The following is a 24,848-nucleotide window of genomic DNA, read 5'->3' on the forward strand; positions in this document are numbered from 1 at the left end:
GCTGTAATCGGAAAGAGGCTTGATGAATAGATCATTTAGAGGCGTAATTACGTCACTTGTTATTGGGTCAGTTATATCAGTCTCTGCTCAAAAACAAGAAACCTCGTTCCTTGGCATAGATTTTAGCACCCATAACATCCCTCTTGAAGAGGTAATCCGTGGGAATCCACAGCCTAATGGGATACCGTCAATAGGCCACGAGGGTGATTGGCTGGATTGGACATCACCGACTTCACCACCAGAGTTTATTTCGCAAGAGGAAGCTTCTCTGTGGCTCGACGAACAGGAACCAGTTATCTCAATAATGTTGAACGGTGAAGCTAAAGCTTACCCGCTCCAAATCCTCACCTATCACGAAATTGTAAACGATTCTATTGGCGGCATACCAATAGCCATTACCTTCTGCCCATTATGCAATAGCGCCATCGCATTCGATCGGCGCATACTCCTGACAGAAGAACATCGCACACTACAACTCCAGAATAACGATCAACTCATCTTTTCGGACCTTGATGACACGCTAATTGAGGCTTATGCCTTTCAGAACAGCCATCTCCCTCAATTCGTAACAGCCCTCGAAGTCACGTTTGGCACTTCAGGCCTGCTATATAACTCCAATCTTTTAATGTTCGACTCAAAATCTAGTACACTTTGGTCTCAGATTATGGGAAGAGCGAATATCGGGATATTAACTGATGCCAGACTCTTGAAATATCCGGCTCAGATAATTAGCTTCGATGAGTTCCAAACTTCCTATCCAAACGCGTTGGTTCTGTCACGAGAAACAGGTTTTAACCGACCTTATGGCAACAATCCCTATCCAGGTTACGATCACATCTCTTCGCCAGCCTTCTTATTCAGGGGACCAACTGACAACCGTCTTTTAGCCAAAGAACGCGTTGTAAGCATTGGCCTCAAAGAAGACAGCGTTGCTTTCCCTTGGAATTTGTTAAGAGAAGTCCATGTCGTCAACCACTACGTGGCTGATACACGGATAACTGTCTTCTGGAAAGATGGTACAACCAGCGCATTGGACACCACAAAGATTGGTAATGGTAAACCAATTGGTGCAGTTGGCGTTTACAATAGAAATGTCGATGAGACGGTGTTAACTTTTCGGTGGGATGGGGCCAACTTTCGCGATATCGAGACCAACTCGAAATGGGCCCTTACAGGTCAAGCTATCGAAGGTGCTCTCCAGGGAAGACAGCTAGAACCAATCAGCCACGACAACACCCTCTGGTTTGCTTGGGCAGCGTTCAAACCTGAGACTAGGATCTACCAACTGGACGTCGAATAACTCCTTGCAAACCTAAGGGGAATGGTTAAACACTAATCGACCAAGAAAAACCCCAAGAATCAATAATGGGAGGGTCAACACCAACTCAAGTGGATCCAAGGTAATAGAAGGACTAAGGTTCTTAGCTACCGTAACTCCAACAGCTAGTAGACCCCCAAATAATATCGAGAGCAAAGCGGCATTATCAATATCGCGACGCTTTAGCCAAAGCAGCATAAAATACCCGAACAGCAAGAAAAAGGCGGCACCCAGCACGCTGTTTATGGTTGTGGTTGGCTCAGGAGAAGCTACAACAGCCTGCATTATGATGAAAACTACAGTAAGTCCCATTAAAACACCAGAAAAGCGCCCCGGTAATTTACCTTTCCTCTCAGCCCGAGGTGTTACGAGATCAGACCCTTCCTCCCCCCGCTTACGGCGAGATTTCTGTCTTCGTTGGCGAATAGAACTCAGTCTCTCTCGCCTGGCCATCCGACGCTTTTCCTTCTCACGATCGGTTTTCTTATCTTGCTTACTCTGGACGCGCCGAAGCTGCCTATTCATGCTGTCAGCATAACAGGTGTAGATGGGATCTAGGAATCGCTCTGGGTCTACTAAGTCTCCGGGGGAAGCTAGGCTTTAATCATGACCTGACTGGTAATAAACAATTCGAAAGACAAAAGTGTTAAACCGGTGACTGCGAATACACTGCGACGGCTGAGGTGCCTACTCCCTATTAAATTACACAGTAAACCGTTGCCCAGAGCATTTTTGGACTAACGTCGTTTAGCTAAACCCAATTCAAGTGATACGGAGGAGGTTCACAGTGTTTTCTTTCCCGTCTGCGTATACTAATTCACGTGAGTAAAATAATTGTCATTGGAGCTGGATTTGGTGGTTTAGCTACAGCAGTCCGCCTTGCATGCAAAGGCCATCAAATTACCCTTCTGGAAAAGCGTGAGAAACTAGGTGGTCGAGCTTACGTTTACGAAATGGATGGCTTTAGATTTGATGGCGGGCCCACGATTATCACGGCACCGTGGATGTTCGACGAACTATTTTTGATGGCAGGTAAGCGTCGAGAAGATTACGTAGAATTCGTAAAATGCGATCCGTTCTATCGTATTTTTGATAGCAATGGACAATCATTTGATTATAACGACCGGGAGGAGTTCATTTTATCCGAAATTGACCGTTTCCGGCCTAGTGACAAGAGAGGCTATCAACGGTTTGTAGAGTCTGCCCGCGCCATCTTTAATAAGGGCTTTGTTGAATTGGCTGATAAACCCTTCTTAACGTTGGGAGATATGCTCCGGGTGGCACCCGACCTGATCCGACTACGTTCCTACCTGAGCGTCTACAAGTATGTTTCTCAATTTATCAAACACGACTTTTTACGCCAAGTTTTCTCCTTTCATCCGCTTTTAGTTGGTGGCAATCCATTTGATACAACCTCAATTTACGCCATGATCCACTACCTTGAACGTGAATGGGGAGTTTGGTATTCCATGGGAGGAACAGGTGCCCTGGTTGATGCCCTCGCCAAACTCCTAGAGGAGCTTGGCGTAAATATCCGACTCCAATCGGAGGTAAAAGACATAATCGTGGACTCAAGTTCACGTAAAGCCAAGGGCGTAAAGCTCACAGACGACACGATGATTTCGGCTGATGCTGTGGTATGCAATGCTGACGTGGGCAACACCTATCTTCAAATGATTAAATCCAACCATCGCCGTAAATACACTGATCGACGTGTTAAGAGAATGCGCTATTCTATGAGCCTGTTTGTTATTTATTTTGGAACTAAACAACGTTACGCCGAACACGGCCTTAAACACCACAACATTATCTTAGGCCCTCGTTACGAGGGCCTCCTGAAAGACATTTTCCACAACAAGGGGAAATTAGCTAGAGATTTCAGTCTCTATCTTCATATGCCTACCTATACTGACCCATCCTTGGCACCTGCGGGTCATGAATCATTTTATGTTCTTTCTCCTGTGCCAAATCTTAAAAGCGGTATCAATTGGCATGAAGCAGCAGGCCCCTACCGGAACGCAATAATGAGTTTCCTTGAAGATAACTATTTACCAGGATTACAAGAAAATCTTGTTGTCGAGCACACTATTGACCCTTTGCATTTTGAAGATACTCTTAACTCTTACCAAGGTTCAGCCTTTAGTATCGAACCAATTCTTACTCAGTCTGCCTGGTTCCGGCCTCACAATAGAAGCGAAGAACTCGATAACTTATACCTTGTTGGAGCCGGAACTCACCCAGGGGCTGGCCTACCAGGCGTGTTGTCGAGCGCCAAGATCGCTAGTGACCTAATAGGCCCTATGTCTTAACTTACTTAAGAACCTTACGACGTATCCCAGGGTGCCAGATATTCGTCGATAGGTGATCACCACCACTTATTTTTATCCCCCACCAAAAAGTGTTCCAGTATTAAGCTAAAGACTGACCTTAACTCTTAAGCTATTCCCTAGGCTGTCAACAAAATTCTTGTGCTATTTCTAGCAAGTTAACCGATGACTACATTACAACCCGTCATAAGGTTAATTAGATGTTAAACCTACCAAAGGACCTAACATAAGAAGTGTCAGCCTTCGTTACGAGAGTTAAAATTCCCCGTATATATTTCTTAATCTTTTCAAGGCAACATTGCCCCCCATATCTTCCCAACCCAGATATATACGTAGGCTAGAGGGGGATTGAGCGCAAGGCTTAGGTTACACAATTCCTTGCTCTAGTTAAGAAGCCTGGAAATGCGTTCTAATGCCTCAGTAACATTGTCGAGGCTGGTGGCGTAACTGAACCGAGCATGTCCTGGAGCTAGAAAGTCGGTACCTGGAACGACCCCAACGTGGGCGTCCTCTAAAAGCCTTAATGCAGCTTTGTTCTCGTTAGGATCAATAACCGTAAGGTCGCTCATCACATAAAATGCCCCACGGGGATTCGGTGTCTTTAAACCCATTCGGTTCAAACCAGAAACCAGTAAGTTCCTCCGTTCTCTGTAAGCTTCTAACGTCATGTCGATAAAAGCACGGGTCTTATCGAACTCGTTGAGGGCAACAGTCACGGCATATTGAGCAATAGAGTTAGCACCACTAGTTGATTGTCCCTGAAGGCGATTCATTGCCTTAATCAGATCTATTGGACCAGCTCCATACCCAATACGCCACCCGGTTAAAGCATAGGCCTTACTAGCTCCGTGAATAATTAATGTGCGTTCTCTCGCGTAACTGGCAGCGGCAGTGAATTTACCGTCGTAAATTAAGTGTTCATAGAGATCATCAGCGAAGAGCCAGAGATCGTGTTCATTTACTAATTCGGCAATAGATATCACTACTTCTGGTGGGTAAACAGCGCCAGTAGGGTTGGCAGGTGAGTTAAGAACTATGGCTCTTGTCCGTGCTGTGATGGCTGACCTTATGTCATCTATATCTGGGATAAACCCGGTCTCGGGAGGGGCGCTAACAGGTACAGGTACGCCACCTGCAAGCTCGATCTGGGCCGGATATGTAACCCAATACGGGGCAATAATAATTACCTCGTCACCAGGGTTTAAAACAGCCATGAACCCGTTATAGAGGATCTGTTTCCCCCCAGTACCTACAATAATTTGTTCTGGGGTGTACTCAAGATTATTCTCGCGAGCGAACTTCCCACATACAGCCTCCCGAAGCTCAAACGTGCCCTCAGCAGGCGTGTATTTAGTAAGCCCCTGATCAACGGCGTCCCTTGCAGCCTCAAGAACGTGATCAGGAGGTTGGAAATCAGGCTCTCCAGCCGTCATAGCAACAACATCTATACCCTGACGTTTCATTTCCTGAGCCCGAGTGTTAAAAACCACAGTGGACGAAGCTTTCAATTTAGAAATAGCCTGAGAGAACTGGGGCATGGTACCTCTTTCTTCTAACGCCGATTAGACGCCTCAATATCGTACTTGTTTAGGGCCTACAGTGATACCCCCTTAAGAACGATTACAAAATAGATTGCGTTCTTAAAACCACCTCAAAGGTAATGTCTTCTAATGAAGGGAGGTTACATGCCTTAGAAAAAGAAACTAGCTTACAACATAAAATGTCAGCTTCAGGAAATCCTATTGAGGTGCACTATCTATCGACACATTAGCTACCGTCTCCACCGCGTATTCCGAATCTTTGAGGAATATTTTTGGTATTAGAGGTCGAAGAAAATGCTAATCTCGCGTTCAGCTGTCTTGGGAGAATCTGATCCATGCACGATGTTTTCGTCGATAGTTGTAGCGTAATCGCCACGAATCGTACCCAGAGCCGCCTCAGAGGGGTTTGTCACGCCCATCATCGTGCGCCATCCATTTATCACATCGTCACCCTCGAGCACCATCGCGATGACGGGTCCACTTGTAATGAAATTGACCAAGTTTCCATAGAATGGTTTTCCGGCATGCTCACCATAATGCTTTTCGGCCAGCTCGTGAGAGATAGTAATTAGTTCCATTGCGGCAAGTCTATAACCTTTCCGCTCTATCCTCTCTACTATCTTGCCTACTAGACCCCTCTTAACACCGTCAGGTTTCACCATTGCAAATGTCTGTTCAGTAGCCATAACTGACGTGAAGAATAACACGAGTTTCGTTATACTCGTGAACTTCATTAACAAATGATTATAAGAAAAGCAGTCTCCGCCTATTACGCAAAACCCTTAATCTTCATCTCGAGCTCATATGCAGACCCCAATGCGAAAAAAAGTCGAATTTACCGTCATAAAATAATTTGAGTCGAACGTAAGTCAAATTGTTTTTTGATTTCTAGTAGAATTTGCAACACGTCTGGAAATTTGAACTAACATTTCAAATTACTCTCTGCATTATTATGGTGGCATGGATGATTCTCTGGAGATCCCCGCAATAGACGTAAATGAGGCTAAAAGGCGAGCTGCTCAGGGAACTATGTTTCTTGATGTACGTGAAGACCATGAATTTGCTCAGGCTAGAATCCCTGGCACCGTATTGATCCCCTTATCAGAGTTTATGGAAAGATACGAAGAATTACCAAAGGACCAGCAGATTCTAATCCATTGCCGTAGCGGCCAAAGAAGCAGCGATGCCACGATTTTCCTGAACCAGCGCGGTTACGATGCAATCAACGTAACAGGGGGAATGCTTTCTTGGAACGAGGCGGGATTACCTATAGAGCCCGGTGACGATCAGTAAACCTTGCCCTTACCGTACCTAATGCGTAACTATGGCATTGAAAATAATCAAAGGCTAGTAACGATCTGGCGTCCAGCGCTTACCAACTGAAGCCACCAATCAGGAAAAATCCCAAGCAAAATCGTACCTAGAGCAGCAATGCCGATGGCAATATTTGTGGCACGGCTATGGAATTCAGGAACATCTACCTCGGGAGCCCGGAAGTACATGGTGCTAATAACACGGAAGTAATAGACGACCGCTACGATGCTGGTAATAACCCCAAGGATAGCAAGCCATAAGTAGCCAGTCTCAATAGCAGCTTGCAGTACTAGAAGCTTGGCCGTAAACCCGGCAAGCGGTGGAATGCCAGCGAGCGAAAGCAGAAACAGTGTCAGGGCTAGGGCCATTGTAGGGCGTCGATTACCAAGACCTGCAAGATTCTTAAGGTTGTCGCCTCGATCGTTTTTATCGGTGATCAAAGTCAATACTGAAAAGGCCCCAATATTCATCAAGGCGTAAGCAGTCAGGTACCAAATCACTGCCCTAATTCCTAGTTCACCCGAAGCCAACACGGCTAACCCAAGGTAACCCGCATGCGCAACTGCCGAATATGCAAGCATACGTTTAACACCAAGTTGCCCAAGTGCAGCCAAATTTCCGACCACTAATGTGAGCGCTACAAGAACAGTAAGCGCAATGGTGATGACTGCCGCAAAATCTGGAAAGAACAAGGTAGTGATCCTTATTAGACTTGCAAATGCTGCAGCTTTAACAACCACACTCATAAATGCGGTAATCGGGGTTGGTGCGCCAGTATATACGTCTGGCGCCCACTGGTGAAAAGGAACCAATGCAACTTTAAACGCAAGGCCCCCTAGAATTAAAATACCGCCAATCACAGCTAGGGCTTGGGACCATGCCTCACCACCCATGTTGGAAATAATTCCAGTGTAGTGGAAGGCACCAGTAGCGCCATAAAGTAACGCAATCCCATAGATAAAGAATGCCGAAGCAAAGGCGCCGAGTAGAAAGTATTTCATACCTGCCTCTTGGGACTCTCTTGAACCCTGACGCCACGCCGAAAGAACATATACCGCTAGCGACATAATCTCAAGACCAACTAGAAGAACGATTAAATCAGCGGCAGCAGCCATTACCATTGCACCTACCGACGCTAGTAAGATTAATGGGTAATATTCAGGATGATCTAATTCGGCCCGTTCAAGATAATCGTAACTAATTAGAATTGCAAGTGCAGTGCCTATTAAAATCACAAAATTAAACCCGGCTGCAGGAAGGTCTGCGAGGTATCGATACCAGAACCCCGCAGTTGGATCTCCAAAACGGGCCTCCTGAAAAAGAAAGAGGTTTATCACGGCAGCTGTCCCTAGACCCACAAGAGCAAGCAATGCAGAGGTCCGACCTCCCTCTAAAAAAAGCGCAAAGAACAAGCATAATGCGGCCGTTACAAGAAGAATAAGTGGTGGTAAAAGTGGAGCCCAGCCAATGTCCGGAATGGGAAATTGCATTACCGGTCCCCTCCTACCGCTAAGCCCGAAGGTGAGGCCTTAACCTGATCAACAATTACTCGGGATTGTGACTCGATTTGCTCGAGTTGCGGGGCCGGAGCAACACCGAGCCATAAGATCCCAGAAAGAATTGGGACTAAAACAAATAACTCCATCGGACTTATATCACGTACGGGTTTTCCCTGATTACCCTGGTACAAACGCTGAAAGAGGTTGACACCATAAACTCCGGCCGCAATGACAGCAAGTACCGCCAAAGCAGCTGCAACTGGATTAGCCTGAAAAGCGCCTACTAGACTCAAGAATTCTCCTGGAAAGTTAGCGAGCCCTGGCACACCTATGCTCGCGAAAAGAATAAAGAGTGTAACGGCTGCTAGAGCCGGAGCACTAGCCGCTAGGCCACCATATTTATCGAGCTTGAAACTACCCTGACGCTCAAACAGCATTCCAGAAATTAAGAAAAGCCCCCCCGTTGTAAACATCTGGGCAGCTAATAAATAGACGGCCCCGTTAAGACCCGCAAGATGAAGACCAAACAAGCCCACGCCGACTATGCCCATATGCGATATTGAAGCGAAAGCCAGTAGGCGTTTAAGTTCATTTTGGGCGATGGCAACCATAGCACCGTAGATAGCGGTAAATGCAGCGAGGATCAGGAGAAAAGGTCCTACCGTGACAGCTGCTGCTGGCAGCAAAGGTAACGCCCAAGCAAAAAATCCGTAACCACCTACTTTGTACAGAGTACCTGCGACATCGGCCACTCCGGAAGGGTGATTCTGGGTGTGAAAATCTGCTAACCACGAATGCAACGGCCAAAGGGGCAACTTGACCATGAATGCAACAGAGAAGCCCAGGAATAACCATACTTGGGTTTTCAGTGAAAGAGTCGTAGTAGCTACAAGCAAGTCAGCTAATCGGTAACTCTCAGCCCCGGAGATTGGTTTAATCGCAAGAACCGTAACAAGCATCAGGAGTGACCCTGCTACGGCATATATGAGATATTTTATAGTCGCTTGACGGCGTCCATTTCTGCCCCAAATGCCGAGCATAAGTAGGCTCGGGATTAAAGTTGCTTCCCAAAACACATAAAACAGTACTAAATCCTTAGCGAGAAACAATCCATTGAGACCTGCTTGCATGAACAAGAGCAACGATAAGAACGCTCCGGTTCTCTCTCTAATCCTTAGTCCAGCACATAACACTACAGGAATCATTACCAAAGAAGAAGCTAGCACTAGAACGCTACCTGCTCCATTAGCGCTCAGGGAAAAATACGCCCCAAAACTAGGAATCCAGGTCCGCTCGACGCTCTCGCTACCGGGTAAAAAGATTGCAATAACGAAGGTAAGAATGGTAACCAAAAGAGCAATGGCACGCTGGCTTAGCAAATTTGGGCTTAAAGGAAACTTGAGTGAGCTTAACCCCAATACCAAGCCTCCCAAGAGAGGAATCATGAGTGCTGCTAGGGTCACAATTTTCCTCCAAATAAAGTAACGAGCACTACCAGTACACTCACACTCAAGAGCATCACAAAAGCGTAACTGCGGACGAATCCACTCTGCAGGCGCCGTACTACTCGAGAAAGGAGTCCAAAACTACCAATGCTATTAGTAATTACTTGATCTATAAGATCCTTGTCAATTATCCGTACACCTTCGGCTATAGCTTCAACTGGCCGTACAAAAATAATGCGGTACAAATTATCGAAGCCAAAACCAGTCTGCGACAACCGGTTTATGGTTTGATCACGTAGTCGGACAACAGGTCCACCCTTCTTGACTTCATACACCCAGTACGCAACTCCAAGACCAATAGCTGCTGCAACAATCGAAAGCACGAGTAAAGCCCACTCAATTTCGATAGCTGGGTGGGCAAATCCTGTTAGGGTTCTTGCTGCTGGTTCAATCCAAGAAGCGAAAAGATTGGGGAAGGCAAATGCTGGTAGTCCAACATAGCCAACACCAATACTAAAAATGGATAGGATTATTAGTGGAACTGTCATAACTTGTGGCGATTCATGAATTTTGGCCTTAAGCTCCTCGGCAATACGTTCCTGACCTACAAAGATTCCGTGATACCACCGGAACATGTAAAAAGCAGTCATTCCTGCTGAAAGCAGCAAAATTGCGTAGATAACAACAGCTCCGTTACCTGCAAGCAGATTGCTGTTAAAGGCATGAGCAAGAATCGCATCCTTACTAAAGAATCCAGACAATAACGGAACACCAGCAATTGCCAACGTAGCAATCAACGAGGTAGTTCCAGTGACACGCATGCGACGCCCCAGTCCCCCCATTCGTCGGATATCCTGTTCACCATCAAGGGCATGTATAACCGATCCTGCGCCCAAAAACAGCAAGGCTTTGAAAAAAGCGTGGGTAAAGAGGTGAAAAATACCGACCCAGTAGGCACCGGCACCTACAGCTACAAACATAAAACCTAGTTGGCTGATAGTGGAGTAGGCAAGTATCTTCTTAATATCGGTTTGTGCGAAGGCAGCGAAAGCAGCAATCAGTGCGGTTATAGCCCCCACCCAAGCTACAATCACTGATACTTCCGGTGCTCCTACGAATAGGGGGGCTGAACGTACTACGAGATATACACCTGCCGTAACCATGGTAGCTGCATGAATCAAAGCTGACACCGGAGTCGGTCCAGCCATCGCGTCAGGCAACCAAACCTGCAACGGAATCTGGGCAGACTTGCCGCTAGCAGCAACTAGTAACAAAAGACCGATCCAAACCAAAGTACCAGATCCAACCACAAGACTAATAGCTGCCTGGTTAATGGTTGCAATATCAAGAGTGCCGAAGGCAGTCACCATGAGAAACATCGCAAGCAAAAAACCAACGTCACCAATGCGATTTACTATGAAAGCCTTGCGGGCGGCATCAGCATTGAGTCGATCCTGATACCAGAAGCTAATCAAAAGATACGAACAAACCCCTACTCCCTCCCATCCAATAAACATCAACAAGAAAGAATCCGCCATAACCAGAACTAGCATTGCTGCCACAAACAGATTAAGACCAGCAAAATACCGGCTAAGGCCCTTATCAGCCCGCATGTAACCAATAGAATAGACGTGTATTAGTAATCCCACTCCGGTGATTACAAGCATCAACAGTACACTAAGCCGATCGATCATAAAGCCTAGCGAGAGGTCAAAATTACCCGCTGATAGGTAGGGCCACAATTCAACAACAACGCCACTAGGGTCACGGTTAAACAGTGAGAAGGCCGCTATCAATGATAGGGCAAAACTCACACCGACAGCTACACTACCAATTACCCCTGGACGGATATTACGTCCAAATAGTCCGTTGGTTAAAGCACCTATGAGAGCTATTAACGGCGCTAACGCAGCGATGGATACTGGATCATTCATAAAACTCTCGCATCAGTCACAGCCTAATCTCTGAAAGGGAGTCGACATCGGTACTTGCACGATTCCTGAATATCGCCACGAGTATTCCTAAGCCTACCGCTACCTCAGCTGCCGCAATCGCCAAAATTATGAATACTGCACTTTGGCCGGCAAACGCACCCTGAGCCCCCGCAAGCGTCCATTGTCTAGCAAAGGCAACAAGTGCGAGGTTCGCCGCATTAAGCATGAGTTCAACTGACAAAAAGATAAGAATTGCGCTCCGCCGTGTCAAAACCCCTATTGCCCCAATAGCGAAGATAGCTGCACTTAGAGCAAGATAGTACTCTGTCGTCACCATGCAGCCACAACCCCCTTCTCTATAGCCACCGAATCAGGCCACATTGGATTCCTCCTCAATGGATACAGATCCAGACGGCTCAAACTCCGGAGCATCCTCGATAGCACGGCGTTGTACAAGACCAACTGCACCTATAATCCCAGTGAGCAGGAGTACCCCCACAAGCTGGAAGGGAAGCATAAATTCCGTAAATAACGATTCAGCAATCTCCCCAGCTCCCCCTCCATTAAGGACCTCATTAACGACAGCTAAATCCAAAAGTGGCATCGAATTACTGAACGCTACGATGGCTATCGTAGCTGCTGCTCCGACAGCTGCAAAGTAGGCTAAGGGAGGCATCCATCGCAGGGTTGGTGCAGGCTCGTCTCCCTCAACGTTTAGGAGCATGATCACAAACAGGAAGAGAACCATAATGGCTCCGGCATAAACTATGACCTGGACAGCTGCTAAAAAGTGAGCCTGAAGAGTTACGTAAGCTACTGCTAGGGTAAGTAGCGTCCCAACAAGCGACAAAGCCGCATGCACCGGTTGCCGAAGGGTTATGACCCCAACAGCACCAATCAGCATTATGGCGGCTAGGATTACAAATGTAACCATCAGTAATCCACACCCTCCAACTCAGGGCGCGGACCCGATTTAAATCCTACCCGAACATCGCTGTTGCGACGCTCGGCTTCACGGCGTTGCCATTTACTTCCTTGGACGCCCACCATCATGTCGTCCTTGCCATATGTGAAATCTTCAGAACGAAAATCAGCTAGTTCAAACTCGTGACCAAGGACTATCGCTCCTGTAGGACAGGCTTCTTCACACATGCCACAGAAAATACATCGCAACATGTTGATCTCGTAAATGCTGGCATAGCGTTCCCCAGCCGAAGTTGGGTCCTCTGGATCATTCTCAGCAGCCTCAACGTAAATTGCGTAAGCCGGACAGGCAGCAGCACAAAGACTACATCCAATGCATTTTTCTAAACCGGTATCAGGGTGACGAAGTAAATGATGCCTTCCTCGGAACCGGGGCTTGATGTCTACTAACTCCTCCGGGTAACTGACAGTGGCAGGTCTCTTGAAAAGATGGCCTAGAGTCACTCCCATCCCTTTAGCTATATCGAGAACACTCATGTGTGCGCCTCCTGTAGAGAGAAACCTGCTGAGCAATGTTGAGGAGAATATTTAAAGCACAAATGCGATCACCGCCCCAGTGACGAGCGCTGCACCTAAGGCAATTTCGAAAAGGTAGACCCAACCAAACCTCATCAGCTGGTCGTAACGTAATCTTGGTAATGTTGCCCGCAACCAAATGAAGAGAAACATAAACAGGGCCATCTTAAGTATCAACCAGATAAACGGCCATTGCGAAATACCTGGTATGAAAAAATCCAGGAACTCTGGTCCCCGCCAACCACCAAGGAATAATGTGCTCACAACAGCAGATGCAGTCAGCATGTTGACATACTCGGCCATCTGGTAAAGCGCCCACTTGATAGATGAATATTCTGTTAAATAACCCGCTACTAACTCCTGCTCCGCCTCAGGTAAATCGAATGGCGTACGGTTAACCTCAGCAATTCCGGAAATAAGGAAAGTTACAAAAGCAACGGCGAGGGGAACCCATAAAAGCGGATGAACGGACCATACATTAAGGTCAACGATCTCTCGTAGGTTTAGTGTTCCCGCTATCATGAGTACAGTAAGCGCTGAGAATCCCAAACCGAGCTCATACGATATCAGCTGAGCGCTTGATCGAAGACTACCTAGCAGTGAATATTTACTGTTAGACGCCCACCCACCTAGAAAGATACCGTATACCCCAATCGATGTTGCAGCAAAAATGAATAGTAAGCCTATGTCAAGATCTACGATCCATGGATCAAGACCAAATAAACTCCCTGCAGGTCCTGCTGGGATCGCTCCAAAAGCAGCTAATGCAAAAGTAATCGATACAAAGGGCGCCAAAATATATACGAATCGGTCAGCCGCTGACACGACAATGTCTTCCTTGAAAATAGACTTAATAGCATCAGCAATCGGTTGTAGCAAGCCGAAGGGTCCTACTCGATTCGGACCAATACGGTTTTGCATGCGAGCCAAAAGGCGGCGCTCAATAACCGTCATATAAGCGAATACACCCAGCAAGATGACGCACATTAATAGAGCCTTAATGAGGGTGGCAAGCAAAGAATCCATCAGACTGTTTCCAGTGCTGAACGCTCTATCTGAATAGTTCCCAAGTCGACCTGAACTAGGCCTGCTGGTTGATCTGGTAAAGATGGTACATGCATGAACCCCTCTGGAATTAGTTCGCTACTCTGGATCGTAACAAGACGCCGGAGTTTTCCAACCATTACACTGACAACATCCGAATCGTGTAGGCCCCAAGCATTGGCTTCGGCGGGGTTAATGCGTAATAAGACTCCCCCGTTCGAAGCACGGAGGCTTGGATTCTTGTCTAAATATTCGGTGCGAACCATAGCCTTAGTTAGAAAAGCATTACCCTTCTGACCTCGGTTGACCTTACTACTGTCCTGACGAGACGATTCGGTCCCTGCCTCACCAAGAACACCTTGGTCATTAAGATCATTTAAGTCGACGTCAAATTTCTTCCGGAGTACCCGGCGGGCACTGCGGGTACTTCTACCTTCAAGGCGCACTCCTGAAGCCTCACCAAAGTGTCTTACAAGTCCAGTGAAATCCTCAGCGTGATTGTTCTCGATTGGAGCCGACCTAACTGGGAGCAGTCGCCCTTCAAGATTCATAACGGTTCCCTCTTTGCCATAACCAGTACGAGCCGGTAAGACAACGTGGGCCTTGGTAGCGGTTTCTGTAAGAAATAGATCGTGCACTACGAGTAAATCAAGGTCTTCTAGTTTCGTAGCTACAGCTGGAGCCTGTGCTGGATCGAGACCAGAAAGAATTAGAGCTTTAGCCCCACCACTGATCATTGCTTCATAGTCGTATTTATCGTGACTTGGAAATAATCCTATCCTTTCGAGTCCAAAGCTGTTGGCCATAGGTCCGATTAACATGAGCCGGGCATCAACGGTCTTGGCCAGAGTCTTGGCTGCAGCAACAGCTGCGTCGTTAGCCAGGACTAAACCGCCACAAACTATAACCGGCTTCTGAGCCTCGATTAGTTGAGTCACCAATAACTGCATTTCCGACTGATCAAAACCCAAATGATCAGTGTCAGAAGTCAGTGATTCTCCTGCTGCTACAGCAACTAGGGCTTCCAATAGATCGGCTTCGGAGCCTGGTTGGTAAAGCACGGATTTTCCTGAGTGGCTCATCAAATCTGTAATAAAAGGAGCGCCCACAGTTAGAATATCTCGTTTTCGAGCCATTCTCTCTTTCAATCTCAAATCAGCAATAGGAACTCCATGTTCCATTAATTCAGGAGGCACAACCCCTTTGAGAGCATCCTTGATTCTTAAATCTGCAGCAGGAAGCTCTTCAGTAACATCAGCCAAGACAAATATTGCATCAGCCCGAGCAAGATCATCAAACGTAGCTGGTGTTTCAGGTGGAATCACCGAGGCGTTTGGCCGCGGATAATGGTCAACCTGGCCAGTTTGAAGGTGCTCAGCTAGTGCCAGTACCGCAACACCTTCTTCTAAAGTAGCGTCTGCCCTGATGGCTAGACCCACCTCCTTACCAGCAAGACCGTTGATCTTGGTAGCAATGAAAGCCATAGCCTCGTCCCATGTAGCCTGAGTAAGCTCTCCGTCTTTTCTGATCATGGGGCTTTGTATCCGGTCGTCAGCGTTAGCATACTCGTGACCAAACCGAATTCCATCATCAATCCACCGCTTGTTTATATCTGGGTGTAATCCAGCTTTAATGCGCTCAATGTGCCCGGTGCGGGCATCCACTACAATTGGTGTGCCACTAGAGTCGTCAAGACTCGTCGTACGGGTGTGGTGGTATTCCCAGTTGCGACCTCGAAAGCGACTTGTGGTGTCGAGAAGTGCACCTACGGGACAAATATCGGTGATATTGCCCGTAAAATTAGACGGTAAATCCTCATCTGCAGTACCAATATACGTGTGGCCACCGCGTTCTATGAAGTCAAGAACCTCATCTCCTGGAACTTCCTCAAAATAACGAACGCATCTCTTACAGTGAATGCAGCGTTCTCGGTCGAGCGTAATTAGTTCCGAGAGCGCATGGTGCTTTTCTTGATGACGCTTATCGAAGGGGAATCGACTTAGGCCAGTGCCGTACTCGTAGGCTCTATCCTGCAATTCACAGGCACCACCTTTGTCACACACGGGACAATCAAGCGGGTGATTAATAAGTGTAAACTCGACCATGCTGTTTTGAGCATCTTTAACTTCCTCAGAGAGAGTATCGATTACCATTCCCTCCATCACGGTCGTCGTACAGGTAGCCATCAGATTGGGAAAGTAAAAGACTTTAGGCTCTCCCGTCTCCTCATCTAGGATCCACTCTCCAGTAGATCGGTCTTGGCGAGGAGCACCGACCTTGGCTAGGCACATTCGACAAGCACCAATTGGGGACATGTACGTCTCAGAACAAAAATACGGCACATCATGGCCAGCAGCGAATACAGCATCTATAGCGCTGGTTCCAGGAGCGAGCTCTAACTCCACATCGTTAATTCTTACTTTCATTCCTGCCACCAGTCCGACTTCTTGTACATACGTTCTCCATGATCGACTAGGTATTGGTACTCGTGCCTGAAATGTTTAAAACTAGCTTCAACAGGCATTGCACAAGCGTCTGCTAAGACACAAAAAGCTGTGCCCTGTAACCGCTGTGACATCTCTTCTATTAGAACCAAATCCTCCTTGGTACCCATGCCAGCCAATAACTTTTGATACATCTTTGGAAGCCAAGTAGCAACGCCCTCGCGGCAGGGAGTGCACTTTCCGCAGGACTCGTGTGCATAAAAGCGAACCACGTTATACATGGCAGTAACCATGCATTTCTCTTCTGGTATCACAATCACTCCGCCGGTACCTAGCATCGAACCCAAACGAGCGAGGGTACCGTATTCCATAGAAGCATCTAAATACTCGTTTTGAAAAGGAAACATTGGGCTTGATGACCCACCTGGAATGAACGCTTTAGCCCGCATTGTTGGGCCTCCTGCGTGATCAAAAATTAACTCACGAAAAGTTGTTCCCATAGGTAATTCATACACGCCAGGCCGTCGCACCGGACCGCTAATCTGGTATAGCTTCGTACCTCGGGAATCCTCTGTTCCCATTGAAGCAAACCAGGCTGAACCTTTGGCAATGATATGAACTGCACTGGTAAGTGAGGTGACATTGTTAATGGTTGTTGGTAACCCATATATTCCTGCCTGCGCGGGGAATGGGGGTTTAAGGCGCGGATTAGCACGCAATCCTTCGAAAGAGTTCATTAGTGCAGTTTCTTCGCCACAAATGTAGGCACCTGCACCCCGATGGAGGATTATGTCAAAGTCGAAGTCTGTACCGAACAATCCTGTTCCAAGCAAACCATGATTACGAGCCTGTTGGATTGCTTCGTACAGTCTCTCATAACCTGTCATGTACTCGCCTCGAACGTAGATCACGCCGCGGGTTGCCTCTATTGCATAACCGGCGATAATCATTCCCTCTATGAGCTGATGTGGATCGTCTTCTAGGATATACCGGTCTTTAAAAGAGCCGGGCTCTGATTCGTCAGCATTGCAGAGAATGAAACGTTGTCTCCCATCAGGGGGTGGCATAAAGGACCACTTCACACCTGTGGGGAAACCAGCTCCACCTCTACCTCTGAGACCTGAAGCCTTAACCTCCTCAACCACCTCTGTGGGCGTCATGGCAGTTAACGCCTTTCGTGCTGACTCATAACCGTCATGACCAAGATAGTAATCGAGAGTATGAGAATTAGAAACACCCACATGCCGGTACAGTGTCACTTCGTACCGCGGATCGTGACGACTCGTAATTTGCACAGGAGATTCTTGTGCAGGTTCCGCCATTTAGTTACCAGCTTCCCTGCTGTCGCTAAAAGGTTTTGCGGGAGACCCCTCAACGTTATCGCCACCACGTTCACGGGTTGACTCGGGCATTTCGCCCCGACTCAAGGCTTCAAGCAACGTCCTGCACCTAGACCTCGAAACTCGCTCGTAGTATGTATCGTTAACTTGTAAGACGGGGGCCGTACCGCAAGAACCAAGACATTCAACCTTTTGTAGAGAAAAATGTGAGTCACTATCTGTTTCTCCATTTACGATACCTAGTTCCTCAGTGATGAAATCGTACATTTCATCCGATCCTGCTAGAGAGCAGGACAGAGTTGAACATATCTGTAAGTGAAAACGTCCTATCGGTTGTTCGTGATATGTCGAATAGAAGCTCATTACGCCCTTAACCTCGGTAGCGGTCATATCGAGAATCTGAGCAATCTCCTCTATGCGATGATCAGATATATGGCGTTCCGCGCGTTGTACTTCCCACAGAAGCGGCATGATAGCGGTACGCCGTCCGTAAGAAGGGTACCTATTAAGGATCTCAAGAAGTAGATCTTGTTTATCAGCAAAGAATGGCGTGATGACATCCAATTCAATCATCTTTGGCGCCCCACTGGGAGTTATACAGGGTATGCCTCATTTATCCACGTCCCCCATTACCGGATCCATGGTTGCTATATTGACGACCATGTCAGCAAACAGGGCCCCTACGCACGCCGGCTCAAGGCTCTGCAAATTAATAAGGCTTGGCACTCGTACCTTGACTCGATAAGGCATCGAACCACCATCCGAAACAAGATAGTAACCAAGTTCACCTCGAGCCGATTCTGTAGCAACGTAGACCTCGCCACGTGGTGGGTGAAAGCCCTCTGTTACTAATTTGAAATGGAAAATTACAGCTTCCATCGAGTTTTCAAGCTCATGTCGAGGTGGAAGGGATATTCGACGGTCAGGGTCTTTAATTGGTCCTGGTTCCAGTGCGTCTAATGCCTGTTTTACAATAGCGAGACTCTGTTCCATCTCGAGAAATCGCATCATAAACCGAGCGTATGCATCCCCCTCTTCGGAGGTGGGGACATCAAACACGTAACTTTCGTAGCCACTATATGGCTGTGCTTTCCGGAAGTCCAGCGAAACCCCGCTAGCCCGCAAGGATGGTCCCGTAAGGCAATAGTCCAGCGCAAGATCTTGCGAAATAACTCCTACACCCTTTGTACGATTTACAAAGATATCATTCTGTACAAACATGGTTGCATATTGTTCCATCATGGTTGGAAATTCTGAAATAAACTCACGAACAGCTGACTCGAACCCTTCTGGCAAGTCAGTTGAAAGGCCACCGACTCGGAAGTAACCGTAATTCATTCTGACGCCGGATACCAACTCAAAAATGTCTAGGAGCCGTTCTCGTTCTCGCATGGTGTAAAAAAATAGGGTCAAGGCTCCCATGTCGAGAATGCCAGTACCTAAAAAGACCAGATGACTAGCTATACGATTAAGCTCGGTGAGTATTACTCGTGCTCGTTGAGCTCTTTCCGGGACCTGAGCGTCCATCAAGGTCTCGACGGAAAGGACATAAGCAAGGTCATGACCGAACCCGTGGAGATAGTCCATTCGGTTGGAATACGTCACACCCTGTTGGTAGGTTCGGTTCTCCATAGTTTTCTCGAACCCAGTATGCAAATAACCTATTTGCGGCATTATTCTAGCAATACGCTCGCCATCGAGATCTACTACTAAACGCAAAACGCCGTGGGTAGAAGGATGCTGAGGACCTACGTTAATACGCATGTGGCGCGTGTCGAAAGAACCTGTTGTCTCCCGACTAATCTCCCGGACGTCGTAACCAGTGTTAGGTATGCTCACTCGGTTTCCTTTTGCGAGGCATCTACACCAGACATATTCCCACTTCGGACGCCCTTTCTCGCTCCGCCTGCCCATCCTGTAAGTCCGGGGTCACGCCCCATCATTCCTGCACGAAAAGCTGCTGGATCTAGAAATCGCCCTTCGTTAAACAAAGTTGCAGTCTCATCTAACGGAAAATCCTTCCGATGTGGGTGCCCGTCAAGGTCTTCCGGAGTGATTATCTTTCTAAGGTTTGGGTGGCCTTGAAAAGAAATGCCGAACATGTCAAACACTTCACGCTCCATGAAGTTGGCTCCTCGCCAGAAACCGGTTAATGTTGGTAGTTCCTCAGTCTCATTGAGATCGACACGGAGAAAGAGCCTTTCTCCCTCAGCGATGGCATAGAGGTTGTACGCGACAGTAAACCGGGGGCCCTGATGACCAGGATAGCTTTCGTAATCAATCCCGAAGATATCTGAAAGGTGGTTAAACCCATGATCTCTAACTACACCTACCGCCTCAAGTATTGTTTTCCTCTCAAAGTTGACAGATACCATTCCCTTGAACTCAGACTTCTTGCCCCCTGCAGCCTCAAGATCTTTAAGAACCACCTCGAGAAGTCTTGTCTCATCACTCATTGTGACCAACCCTCTACCATTGGAAGGGCAATACCTTCTTGGTCAAATACCTGGCCACGTACCTTCTTTTGCAGCTGCATAACACCGTAAACAAGAGCTTCGGGCCTTGGTGGACATCCTGGAACAAAAATATCAACTGGTACTACCGAATTCACATTCTGAACAACAGCGTAATTGTTGAACATGCCTCCGGAGCTAGCACACGCTCCCATCGAAATAACCCATTTGGGGTCGGGCATTTGATCGTAAACTCGTCGCATTACGGGTGCCATTTTCTTAGAGAGCCTCCCAGCAACGATCATCACATCTGCCTGCCGAGGGCTAGCTCGAAAAACTTCGGAACCAAATCGAGCCAAATCATTACGCGAATTTGTTGATTGCATCATCTCAATGGCGCAACAAGCCAGTCCGAATGTTGCTGGCCAAAGGCTATTACTACGGCCCCAAGCAACGAGGCCCTTTATTGTCGAGAATAAAATGCCCTCCGCCTCAAGTTCCTGAAAATCTTTCTCAAAAATATCTCGTATCGCCATACTCACTTCCAGTTCAGTACACCTTTGCGCAATATGTAAACGTAACCAATCGCCAGTATGATGACGAAAACGATGGCTTGCGCAAAGAGGAATTCAGGCGCCATTTTGAATTTAACTGCCAACGGATAGAAGAAAGCCGTCTCAATGTCAAAGATGATGAAAAGCATAGCAACAAGGTAGAAATGTACTGGAAAGCGTTCTCTAGCATTACTTGAAACAGGTACACCGGATTCATAGGCATCTAGTTTTACTTGGCCTCCCTTTTTAGGCCCAAGCAAACCACCTACTATGAGTGCCATCACTCCAATAAAACCCGCAACTAGAAATAAAAGAAATAGTGCTGTATACAAGGACTTTCTTGTCTCCCTTCGGCCGCACCCAAAAGGCTATTGACTCCACCTTGTGCTGCATTTCACAACGTACAACCTACCTATCGTACCATCGGGCTGCAAAGCACTCAAGTAGGTATCGAAAGACAACAGTACAGTAGGCTTCTAGCTACCGAAAAGCCCTGTGATTACGTAGAGTGCAAATGATTCCCTTGACAGCCTCAGATCTCCTCCATATACTGACGTGGCTGCGCGGCCATCACGGCCACCGCTGGAAGGGTCGTTAGCTCAGTTGGTAGAGCAGCTGACTTTTAATCAGCGGGTCATAGGTTCGAGTCCTATACGACCCACCACCCAGGGCCCCTTCGACTAGCGGTTAGGTCACCACCCTTTCAAGGTGGCGGCACGAGTTCGAATCTCGTAGGGGTCACCAGAATCGGGAGGAGCAGTTTCTCCTCCCGACCATCCCAAAAATTGGTTTAAACGCTGAATGACTCTAAAACGTTAATTACTTACAAGTTGCCTTTGGGAGTGACTAAAGCCTTCATCTCATGGCCCGGTTACTTTTGGCGATAGAACCTTTTTAGGCCAGAGGGCTGTCACATGTTGTGCAGAATGGTTTAAACTCTCTGTTGGTCCGGGCGATTAGCTCAGTTGGAAGAGCGTCCGCCTTACAAGCGGAAGGTCGGCGGTTCGAGCCCGTCATCGCCCACCAGAACATTTCTGGCCATCACCGGACGCATTTGATTGTTTTTCTAGACTGCAAAGTATAAGGAACAACATCCGACTTACATCTCTTAGTCTCAGAACCTTAAGAAACCATTGGACTCCGATAACTTAACTTATATACCTTTGTGTTGGATTAAAGCACCAATAATCGTGTCTACTATGCACTCCGGGCCGCTGGTAATTAATACTTCTATTGCATCTTTAGGGGGTTCAAGAGTAGCAAATTGACTCCGCAACATGCCCTCTTTCATGTAATGACCCTCACGGGACTGCATTCGAGAATAGATCAAATCAAAGTCACCCGCTAAATAAACTAAATGAATACGGTTATCGTTCGCAAGTAGTATTTCTCGATAACTCTTTTTTAGGGCAGAACAGGCCAATACAGAGGATTGGCCTTCAGCTAACCGTTGTTGTACGAGTTCGCGCAAATTGAACAACCAAGGGTTTCTATCTTCGTCGCTCAGAGCTTTACCTGAAGACATCTTGCTGATATTAGTTGCCGGATGGTAGTCATCTGCATCAAGGAAAAGCCAATCTAAACGTTCAGCTAGTAGACCACCAACAACAGTCTTCCCGGAGCCCGATACGCCCATTAGGACTACAGCTTTGGGATCTTGCCGGTCAAATTTCATTCAGGCTCAACTCGGTACAAAATTTCGCCCGCTTTTTGAACAAACAGAATGCCCTCATCTTCTCTGTCTTTCCAGGATTGGGGATCAATAGTGTGTGGATCGATATAGCCTAAACCAAGCCGTTGGCATGTCTCAGCATCTAGTTTGCTTGATAAAGTAACCTTTGCCCTTGGGTGTTCAATACCTCCCTCATAACGTCCAGCCCCTCTCACATGAGTGCTGTGCGCAATCACGCCAAGAGGTACGTCTTTAAAGCGATTCCATTGCGATAGAAAGTAGTCAAGTACGTGGTAACCAATCCTATGTATATAAGCGCCGTGAACACGACTTACTTCCGAAAGATGGGGAGCAAATATTATCACTTCGCCACCCTCAGCTAAAGCTGGTTCTAACTTGTACATTGCCTTGCCAGCAGTCCATAATTCGTCATACATGGTCGGGGCCCACGAAAGGATTTTGCGAAAAGGCCGCTTAACCCAACGGATGTGACGCTCAGAAGAAAGCGCAGCTGCTGCTTCCCAAGCCTCGTCCCGATCCCCAATAAATACTCCCGATAGACTTCCATCCTCGACTACTAGACCACAAAGTGTAATTGGAGTAGGTACGTACTCGGCAGCGGCATTGATCATTGCCCTCACTGGGGTCTCAGCGATACCAATTGTGTCAACCACGCCTGCCAGAGCGCCAAGCCAATGGGTTGAGTTAATCATCTCAGGTCCACTTATTCCGGGGAAAAGGTACTTAACCCCTCCAGAGAAGCCTGCTACTTCGTGGGGAAAAACGGGACCCAGTATCAATATGTGATCGGCTTGGATTGCAAGTTGGTTAATTCGAATTTCCACGTCACCGGAAAGAGTTGGGTGCCAATAGTTAGATGCGACGCTCTTAATGCGGTCTTGCGTGAGTGTTCCTATAGTTGCGAGTTGATTAGGGTCATCCCATCGGTGGTTCAGAAGTCCAATATGCCCGTACTGGCCTTTCCGCTCCGACAACTCAAGGCCGAATAGGCGGCAAAGGTCCTGTTCAGTGAGAGGTGGGTGCGTACCAAGTGCCACCATAAAATCAACCTTCGCAGCCCCTCCAAGAGCGTCAGTTGTTAGACGAAACAACTCAGGTAGGGGTAAAGTACGAGTGTGATCTGGGACCAACACCAGAACATGTTTGCCTGTAAAACGTTGGGCTAATCCCTTTTGAAATGTATCGATCAATACTTCTTTAGTAAGGATTTCTCCTCTCGGAGCTGTGACAGCGGCGTCCATCATATGCCTCCGAACGCGGAGAACCCTCCATCTACAGGTACAACAACTCCAGTCACAAAACGACTAGCATCTGAGGCTAACCAAACTGCTGTACCAATCAACTCTTCAGGTTCTCCAAACCGCCCCATTGGGGTTTGCTTGACTATCTGCGTACCTCTCTCAGTAAGACTACCGTCTGGGTTTAGGAGCAATCCCCGGTTTTGTTCGCCTACGAAAAATCCTGGGGCAATAGCGTTGACGCGCACCCCTTGCCCATAAGTTTGCGCCATGTGTACTGCAAGCCAGCGGGTGAGGTTATCAACAGCTCCCTTAGCCGCACTATAACCAAGAACGCGAGTAAGTGGTTTCTGAGCAGCCATTGAAGAAATATTGACAATGCTCCCATATCCTTCAGACGCAATAACTTCGCCAAACACCTGGATGGGGAGAAGGGTTCCCGTGAGATTGAGTTCGACCACTGAACGGAAAGCGTCATCAGAAAGGTTGAAAAGCGTGACTTCATCGAAGACAGTGGCTTCGGGTAAATTCCCGCCAGCGGCGTTTATTAGGATGTCTATACGGTTCCAAGCTTTCAAAACCTGTCCAATAGCTCCCTTTAGTTGTTTCCTGTCAGTTACATCTGCAATAACGGCCATAGCTGCACCGCCTTCCAACCGAATTGCTTCAACTACCTGGCTTGCTGCCTCAGGACGCCGACTAATAATCACTACCCTTGCTCCGGCGGCGGCTAGACCTCGAGCCATCGCTCCTCCTAACGCACCACTTCCGCCGGTCACTATTGCGGTCTTTCCTTCCAGCTGGAACGAAATCACATCAGGCTCCCCTCTCAAAACAAAACCAACTCTAAAGCCTTACACGCCACTACGAGACCTATTTGATACCCTACGGACACTTGTTTATACTTCCCTTAGTCCGTAAGCAAAGTGGAATTTCAGGACTACTTGTTCCGCTCATAATCTTGCAACCTCCAAGCAGCATATACCTGACAACATCATTAGTCGGGGTCAGCTTCTGGAATACCCTCAGACACTGACCGGAGCCAACTATGGGCCTCCTTAAGCCTGAATTGTACTAATTCAACAAGTCCTTGAGGGCCAGGTGACTGCTATACTTGCTCCCGTGACCGATGGGCACAAAGTAAACCTGGAGAACGAAAGAACTCGGCCCTCTCCATATACAGAGATGCTCTTCGGTTCACACT

General features: G+C 47.5%; 23 protein-coding genes and 3 tRNA genes. 6 read left to right on the forward strand and 20 right to left on the reverse strand.

The features are described 5' to 3' along the window. The first annotated feature begins 22 nt into the window (after positions 1 to 22). Complete coding sequence (locus tag CMO31_02775) at positions 23 to 1,300, forward strand: hypothetical protein (protein MAZ52923.1); 1,278 nt, start codon at positions 23 to 25, stop codon at positions 1,298 to 1,300. A 12-nt stretch (positions 1,301 to 1,312) separates the two neighbouring features. Here the strand turns inward: CMO31_02775 and CMO31_02780 are convergent, their stop codons facing one another. Then, positions 1,313 to 1,771: a hypothetical protein gene (locus CMO31_02780; protein ID MAZ52924.1), complete on the reverse strand. Its 459-nt coding sequence runs from the start codon at positions 1,769 to 1,771 to the stop codon at positions 1,313 to 1,315. Between the two features lie 368 nt (positions 1,772 to 2,139). Between CMO31_02780 and CMO31_02785 the strand changes: the two genes are divergently transcribed. Next, positions 2,140 to 3,627, forward strand: coding sequence for a phytoene dehydrogenase (locus CMO31_02785; protein MAZ52925.1), 1,488 nt, complete (start codon positions 2,140 to 2,142; stop codon positions 3,625 to 3,627). 401 nt (positions 3,628 to 4,028) lie between these two features. Here the strand turns inward: CMO31_02785 and CMO31_02790 are convergent, their stop codons facing one another. After that, complete coding sequence (locus CMO31_02790; GenBank protein ID MAZ52926.1) at positions 4,029 to 5,183, reverse strand: aspartate aminotransferase; 1,155 nt, start codon at positions 5,181 to 5,183, stop codon at positions 4,029 to 4,031. A 281-nt stretch (positions 5,184 to 5,464) separates the two neighbouring features. Then, positions 5,465 to 5,872, reverse strand: coding sequence for a nucleoside-diphosphate kinase (locus CMO31_02795; protein MAZ52927.1), 408 nt, complete (start codon positions 5,870 to 5,872; stop codon positions 5,465 to 5,467). Positions 5,873 to 6,146: 274 nt separating this feature from the next. Here CMO31_02795 and CMO31_02800 point away from each other — a divergent pair, with 274 nt between their 5' ends. Continuing rightward, positions 6,147 to 6,479, forward strand: a complete 333-nt coding sequence (locus CMO31_02800; protein MAZ52928.1) for a sulfurtransferase — start codon at positions 6,147 to 6,149, stop codon at positions 6,477 to 6,479. Positions 6,480 to 6,526: 47 nt separating this feature from the next. Here the strand turns inward: CMO31_02800 and CMO31_02805 are convergent, their stop codons facing one another. The 14 genes from CMO31_02805 to CMO31_02870 form a co-directional block, all read right to left on the reverse strand. Further along, positions 6,527 to 7,990, reverse strand: coding sequence for an NADH-quinone oxidoreductase subunit N (locus tag CMO31_02805; GenBank protein ID MAZ52929.1), 1,464 nt, complete (start codon positions 7,988 to 7,990; stop codon positions 6,527 to 6,529). Then, entirely contained in the window at positions 7,990 to 9,462 is a 1,473-nt protein-coding gene (locus tag CMO31_02810) for a hypothetical protein (GenBank protein ID MAZ52930.1), read from the reverse strand. The genes CMO31_02805 and CMO31_02810 overlap by 1 nt, the downstream gene beginning before the upstream one ends. Then, the gene (locus CMO31_02815) at positions 9,459 to 11,378 is read right to left on the reverse strand and encodes an NADH-quinone oxidoreductase subunit L (GenBank protein MAZ52931.1); all 1,920 of its coding nucleotides are present in this window, start codon (positions 11,376 to 11,378) and stop codon (positions 9,459 to 9,461) included. Before CMO31_02815 ends, CMO31_02810 begins: the two co-directional genes overlap by 4 nt. Before the next feature lie 16 nt (positions 11,379 to 11,394). Continuing rightward, a complete protein-coding gene (locus tag CMO31_02820) occupies positions 11,395 to 11,715 on the reverse strand; it encodes an NADH-quinone oxidoreductase subunit NuoK (protein ID MAZ52932.1) in 321 nt (106 codons plus the stop codon). A gap of 33 nt (positions 11,716 to 11,748) precedes the next feature. Beyond that, a complete protein-coding gene (locus tag CMO31_02825) occupies positions 11,749 to 12,312 on the reverse strand; it encodes an NADH-quinone oxidoreductase subunit J (protein ID MAZ52933.1) in 564 nt (187 codons plus the stop codon). Next, the gene (locus CMO31_02830) at positions 12,312 to 12,839 is read right to left on the reverse strand and encodes an NADH-quinone oxidoreductase subunit NuoI (protein MAZ52934.1); all 528 of its coding nucleotides are present in this window, start codon (positions 12,837 to 12,839) and stop codon (positions 12,312 to 12,314) included. Before CMO31_02830 ends, CMO31_02825 begins: the two co-directional genes overlap by 1 nt. Before the next feature lie 51 nt (positions 12,840 to 12,890). Further along, positions 12,891 to 13,904, reverse strand: coding sequence for an NADH-quinone oxidoreductase subunit NuoH (locus CMO31_02835; GenBank protein MAZ52935.1), 1,014 nt, complete (start codon positions 13,902 to 13,904; stop codon positions 12,891 to 12,893). Then, complete coding sequence (gene nuoG / locus CMO31_02840) at positions 13,904 to 16,348, reverse strand: NADH dehydrogenase (quinone) subunit G (GenBank protein MAZ52936.1); 2,445 nt, start codon at positions 16,346 to 16,348, stop codon at positions 13,904 to 13,906. The genes CMO31_02835 and nuoG overlap by 1 nt, the downstream gene beginning before the upstream one ends. Then, a complete protein-coding gene (locus CMO31_02845) occupies positions 16,345 to 17,688 on the reverse strand; it encodes an NADH-quinone oxidoreductase subunit F (protein MAZ52937.1) in 1,344 nt (447 codons plus the stop codon). The genes nuoG and CMO31_02845 overlap by 4 nt, the downstream gene beginning before the upstream one ends. Next, positions 17,689 to 18,279 carry an NADH-quinone oxidoreductase gene (locus CMO31_02850; GenBank protein MAZ52938.1) on the reverse strand — a complete coding sequence of 197 codons (591 nt, stop codon included), beginning with the start codon at positions 18,277 to 18,279 and terminating at the stop codon, positions 17,689 to 17,691. A gap of 36 nt (positions 18,280 to 18,315) precedes the next feature. Further along, positions 18,316 to 19,620 carry an NADH-quinone oxidoreductase subunit D gene (locus CMO31_02855; GenBank protein ID MAZ52939.1) on the reverse strand — a complete coding sequence of 435 codons (1,305 nt, stop codon included), beginning with the start codon at positions 19,618 to 19,620 and terminating at the stop codon, positions 18,316 to 18,318. Next, a complete protein-coding gene (locus tag CMO31_02860; GenBank protein ID MAZ52940.1) occupies positions 19,542 to 20,081 on the reverse strand; it encodes an NADH-quinone oxidoreductase in 540 nt (179 codons plus the stop codon). The genes CMO31_02855 and CMO31_02860 overlap by 79 nt, the downstream gene beginning before the upstream one ends. Before the next feature lie 77 nt (positions 20,082 to 20,158). Continuing rightward, positions 20,159 to 20,695 carry an NADH-quinone oxidoreductase gene (locus CMO31_02865; GenBank protein ID MAZ52941.1) on the reverse strand — a complete coding sequence of 179 codons (537 nt, stop codon included), beginning with the start codon at positions 20,693 to 20,695 and terminating at the stop codon, positions 20,159 to 20,161. A 2-nt stretch (positions 20,696 to 20,697) separates the two neighbouring features. Beyond that, positions 20,698 to 20,994 (reverse strand): NADH-quinone oxidoreductase subunit A, encoded by a 297-nt coding sequence (locus CMO31_02870; protein ID MAZ52942.1) that lies wholly within the window; start codon positions 20,992 to 20,994, stop codon positions 20,698 to 20,700. Between the two features lie 307 nt (positions 20,995 to 21,301). Between CMO31_02870 and CMO31_02875 the strand changes: the two genes are divergently transcribed. The 3 genes from CMO31_02875 to CMO31_02885 all read left to right on the forward strand — a co-directional run bounded on the left by CMO31_02875 (position 21,302) and on the right by CMO31_02885 (position 21,739). Beyond that, positions 21,302 to 21,377, forward strand: a tRNA-Lys gene (locus CMO31_02875). A gap of 5 nt (positions 21,378 to 21,382) precedes the next feature. Further along, positions 21,383 to 21,457 (forward strand) — tRNA-Glu (locus CMO31_02880). 206 nt (positions 21,458 to 21,663) lie between these two features. Continuing rightward, positions 21,664 to 21,739: transfer RNA gene (locus CMO31_02885), tRNA-Val, on the forward strand. A 127-nt stretch (positions 21,740 to 21,866) separates the two neighbouring features. Here CMO31_02885 and CMO31_02890 read toward each other — a convergent pair. The 3 genes from CMO31_02890 to CMO31_02900 are packed head-to-tail and all read right to left on the reverse strand — an operon-like array spanning position 21,867 to position 24,477. Then, entirely contained in the window at positions 21,867 to 22,349 is a 483-nt protein-coding gene (locus CMO31_02890) for a gluconate kinase (protein MAZ52943.1), read from the reverse strand. Positions 22,350 to 22,384: 35 nt separating this feature from the next. Beyond that, positions 22,385 to 23,647: a hypothetical protein gene (locus CMO31_02895; protein MAZ52944.1), complete on the reverse strand. Its 1,263-nt coding sequence runs from the start codon at positions 23,645 to 23,647 to the stop codon at positions 22,385 to 22,387. Further along, complete coding sequence (locus CMO31_02900; protein ID MAZ52945.1) at positions 23,647 to 24,477, reverse strand: D-mannonate oxidoreductase; 831 nt, start codon at positions 24,475 to 24,477, stop codon at positions 23,647 to 23,649. Before CMO31_02900 ends, CMO31_02895 begins: the two co-directional genes overlap by 1 nt. Positions 24,478 to 24,848 lie beyond the last annotated feature (371 nt).

This window comes from Trueperaceae bacterium, assembly GCA_002707365.1.
Lineage (GTDB): Bacteria > Deinococcota > Deinococci > Deinococcales > Trueperaceae > UBA6957.

Bases quoted from the DNA above. Each gene is read 5' to 3' on its own strand.
- CMO31_02830 (MAZ52934.1), bottom strand. From the start codon at position 12,839: ATGAGTGTTCTCGATATAGCTAAAGGGATGGGAGTGACTCTAGGCCAT.
- CMO31_02855 (MAZ52939.1), bottom strand. From the start codon at position 19,620: ATGGGCAGGCGGAGCGAGAAAGGGCGTCCGAAGTGGGAATATGTCTGG.
- CMO31_02895 (MAZ52944.1), bottom strand. From the start codon at position 23,647: ATGGACGCCGCTGTCACAGCTCCGAGAGGAGAAATCCTTACTAAAGAA.
- CMO31_02890 (MAZ52943.1), bottom strand. From the start codon at position 22,349: ATGGGCGTATCGGGCTCCGGGAAGACTGTTGTTGGTGGTCTACTAGCT.
- CMO31_02800 (MAZ52928.1), top strand. From the start codon at position 6,147: ATGGATGATTCTCTGGAGATCCCCGCAATAGACGTAAATGAGGCTAAA.
- nuoG (MAZ52936.1), bottom strand. From the start codon at position 16,348: ATGAAAGTAAGAATTAACGATGTGGAGTTAGAGCTCGCTCCTGGAACC.
- CMO31_02860 (MAZ52940.1), bottom strand. From the start codon at position 20,081: ATGGTATCTGTCAACTTTGAGAGGAAAACAATACTTGAGGCGGTAGGT.
- CMO31_02815 (MAZ52931.1), bottom strand. From the start codon at position 11,378: ATGAATGATCCAGTATCCATCGCTGCGTTAGCGCCGTTAATAGCTCTC.
- CMO31_02790 (MAZ52926.1), bottom strand. From the start codon at position 5,183: ATGCCCCAGTTCTCTCAGGCTATTTCTAAATTGAAAGCTTCGTCCACT.
- CMO31_02795 (MAZ52927.1), bottom strand. From the start codon at position 5,872: ATGGCTACTGAACAGACATTTGCAATGGTGAAACCTGACGGTGTTAAG.
- CMO31_02835 (MAZ52935.1), bottom strand. From the start codon at position 13,904: ATGGATTCTTTGCTTGCCACCCTCATTAAGGCTCTATTAATGTGCGTC.
- CMO31_02780 (MAZ52924.1), bottom strand. From the start codon at position 1,771: ATGGCCAGGCGAGAGAGACTGAGTTCTATTCGCCAACGAAGACAGAAA.
- CMO31_02845 (MAZ52937.1), bottom strand. From the start codon at position 17,688: ATGGCGGAACCTGCACAAGAATCTCCTGTGCAAATTACGAGTCGTCAC.
- CMO31_02805 (MAZ52929.1), bottom strand. From the start codon at position 7,990: ATGCAATTTCCCATTCCGGACATTGGCTGGGCTCCACTTTTACCACCA.
- CMO31_02820 (MAZ52932.1), bottom strand. From the start codon at position 11,715: ATGGTGACGACAGAGTACTATCTTGCTCTAAGTGCAGCTATCTTCGCT.
- CMO31_02850 (MAZ52938.1), bottom strand. From the start codon at position 18,279: ATGATTGAATTGGATGTCATCACGCCATTCTTTGCTGATAAACAAGAT.
- CMO31_02775 (MAZ52923.1), top strand. From the start codon at position 23: ATGAATAGATCATTTAGAGGCGTAATTACGTCACTTGTTATTGGGTCA.
- CMO31_02825 (MAZ52933.1), bottom strand. From the start codon at position 12,312: ATGGTTACATTTGTAATCCTAGCCGCCATAATGCTGATTGGTGCTGTT.
- CMO31_02865 (MAZ52941.1), bottom strand. From the start codon at position 20,695: ATGGCGATACGAGATATTTTTGAGAAAGATTTTCAGGAACTTGAGGCG.
- CMO31_02870 (MAZ52942.1), bottom strand. From the start codon at position 20,994: ATGGCACTCATAGTAGGTGGTTTGCTTGGGCCTAAAAAGGGAGGCCAA.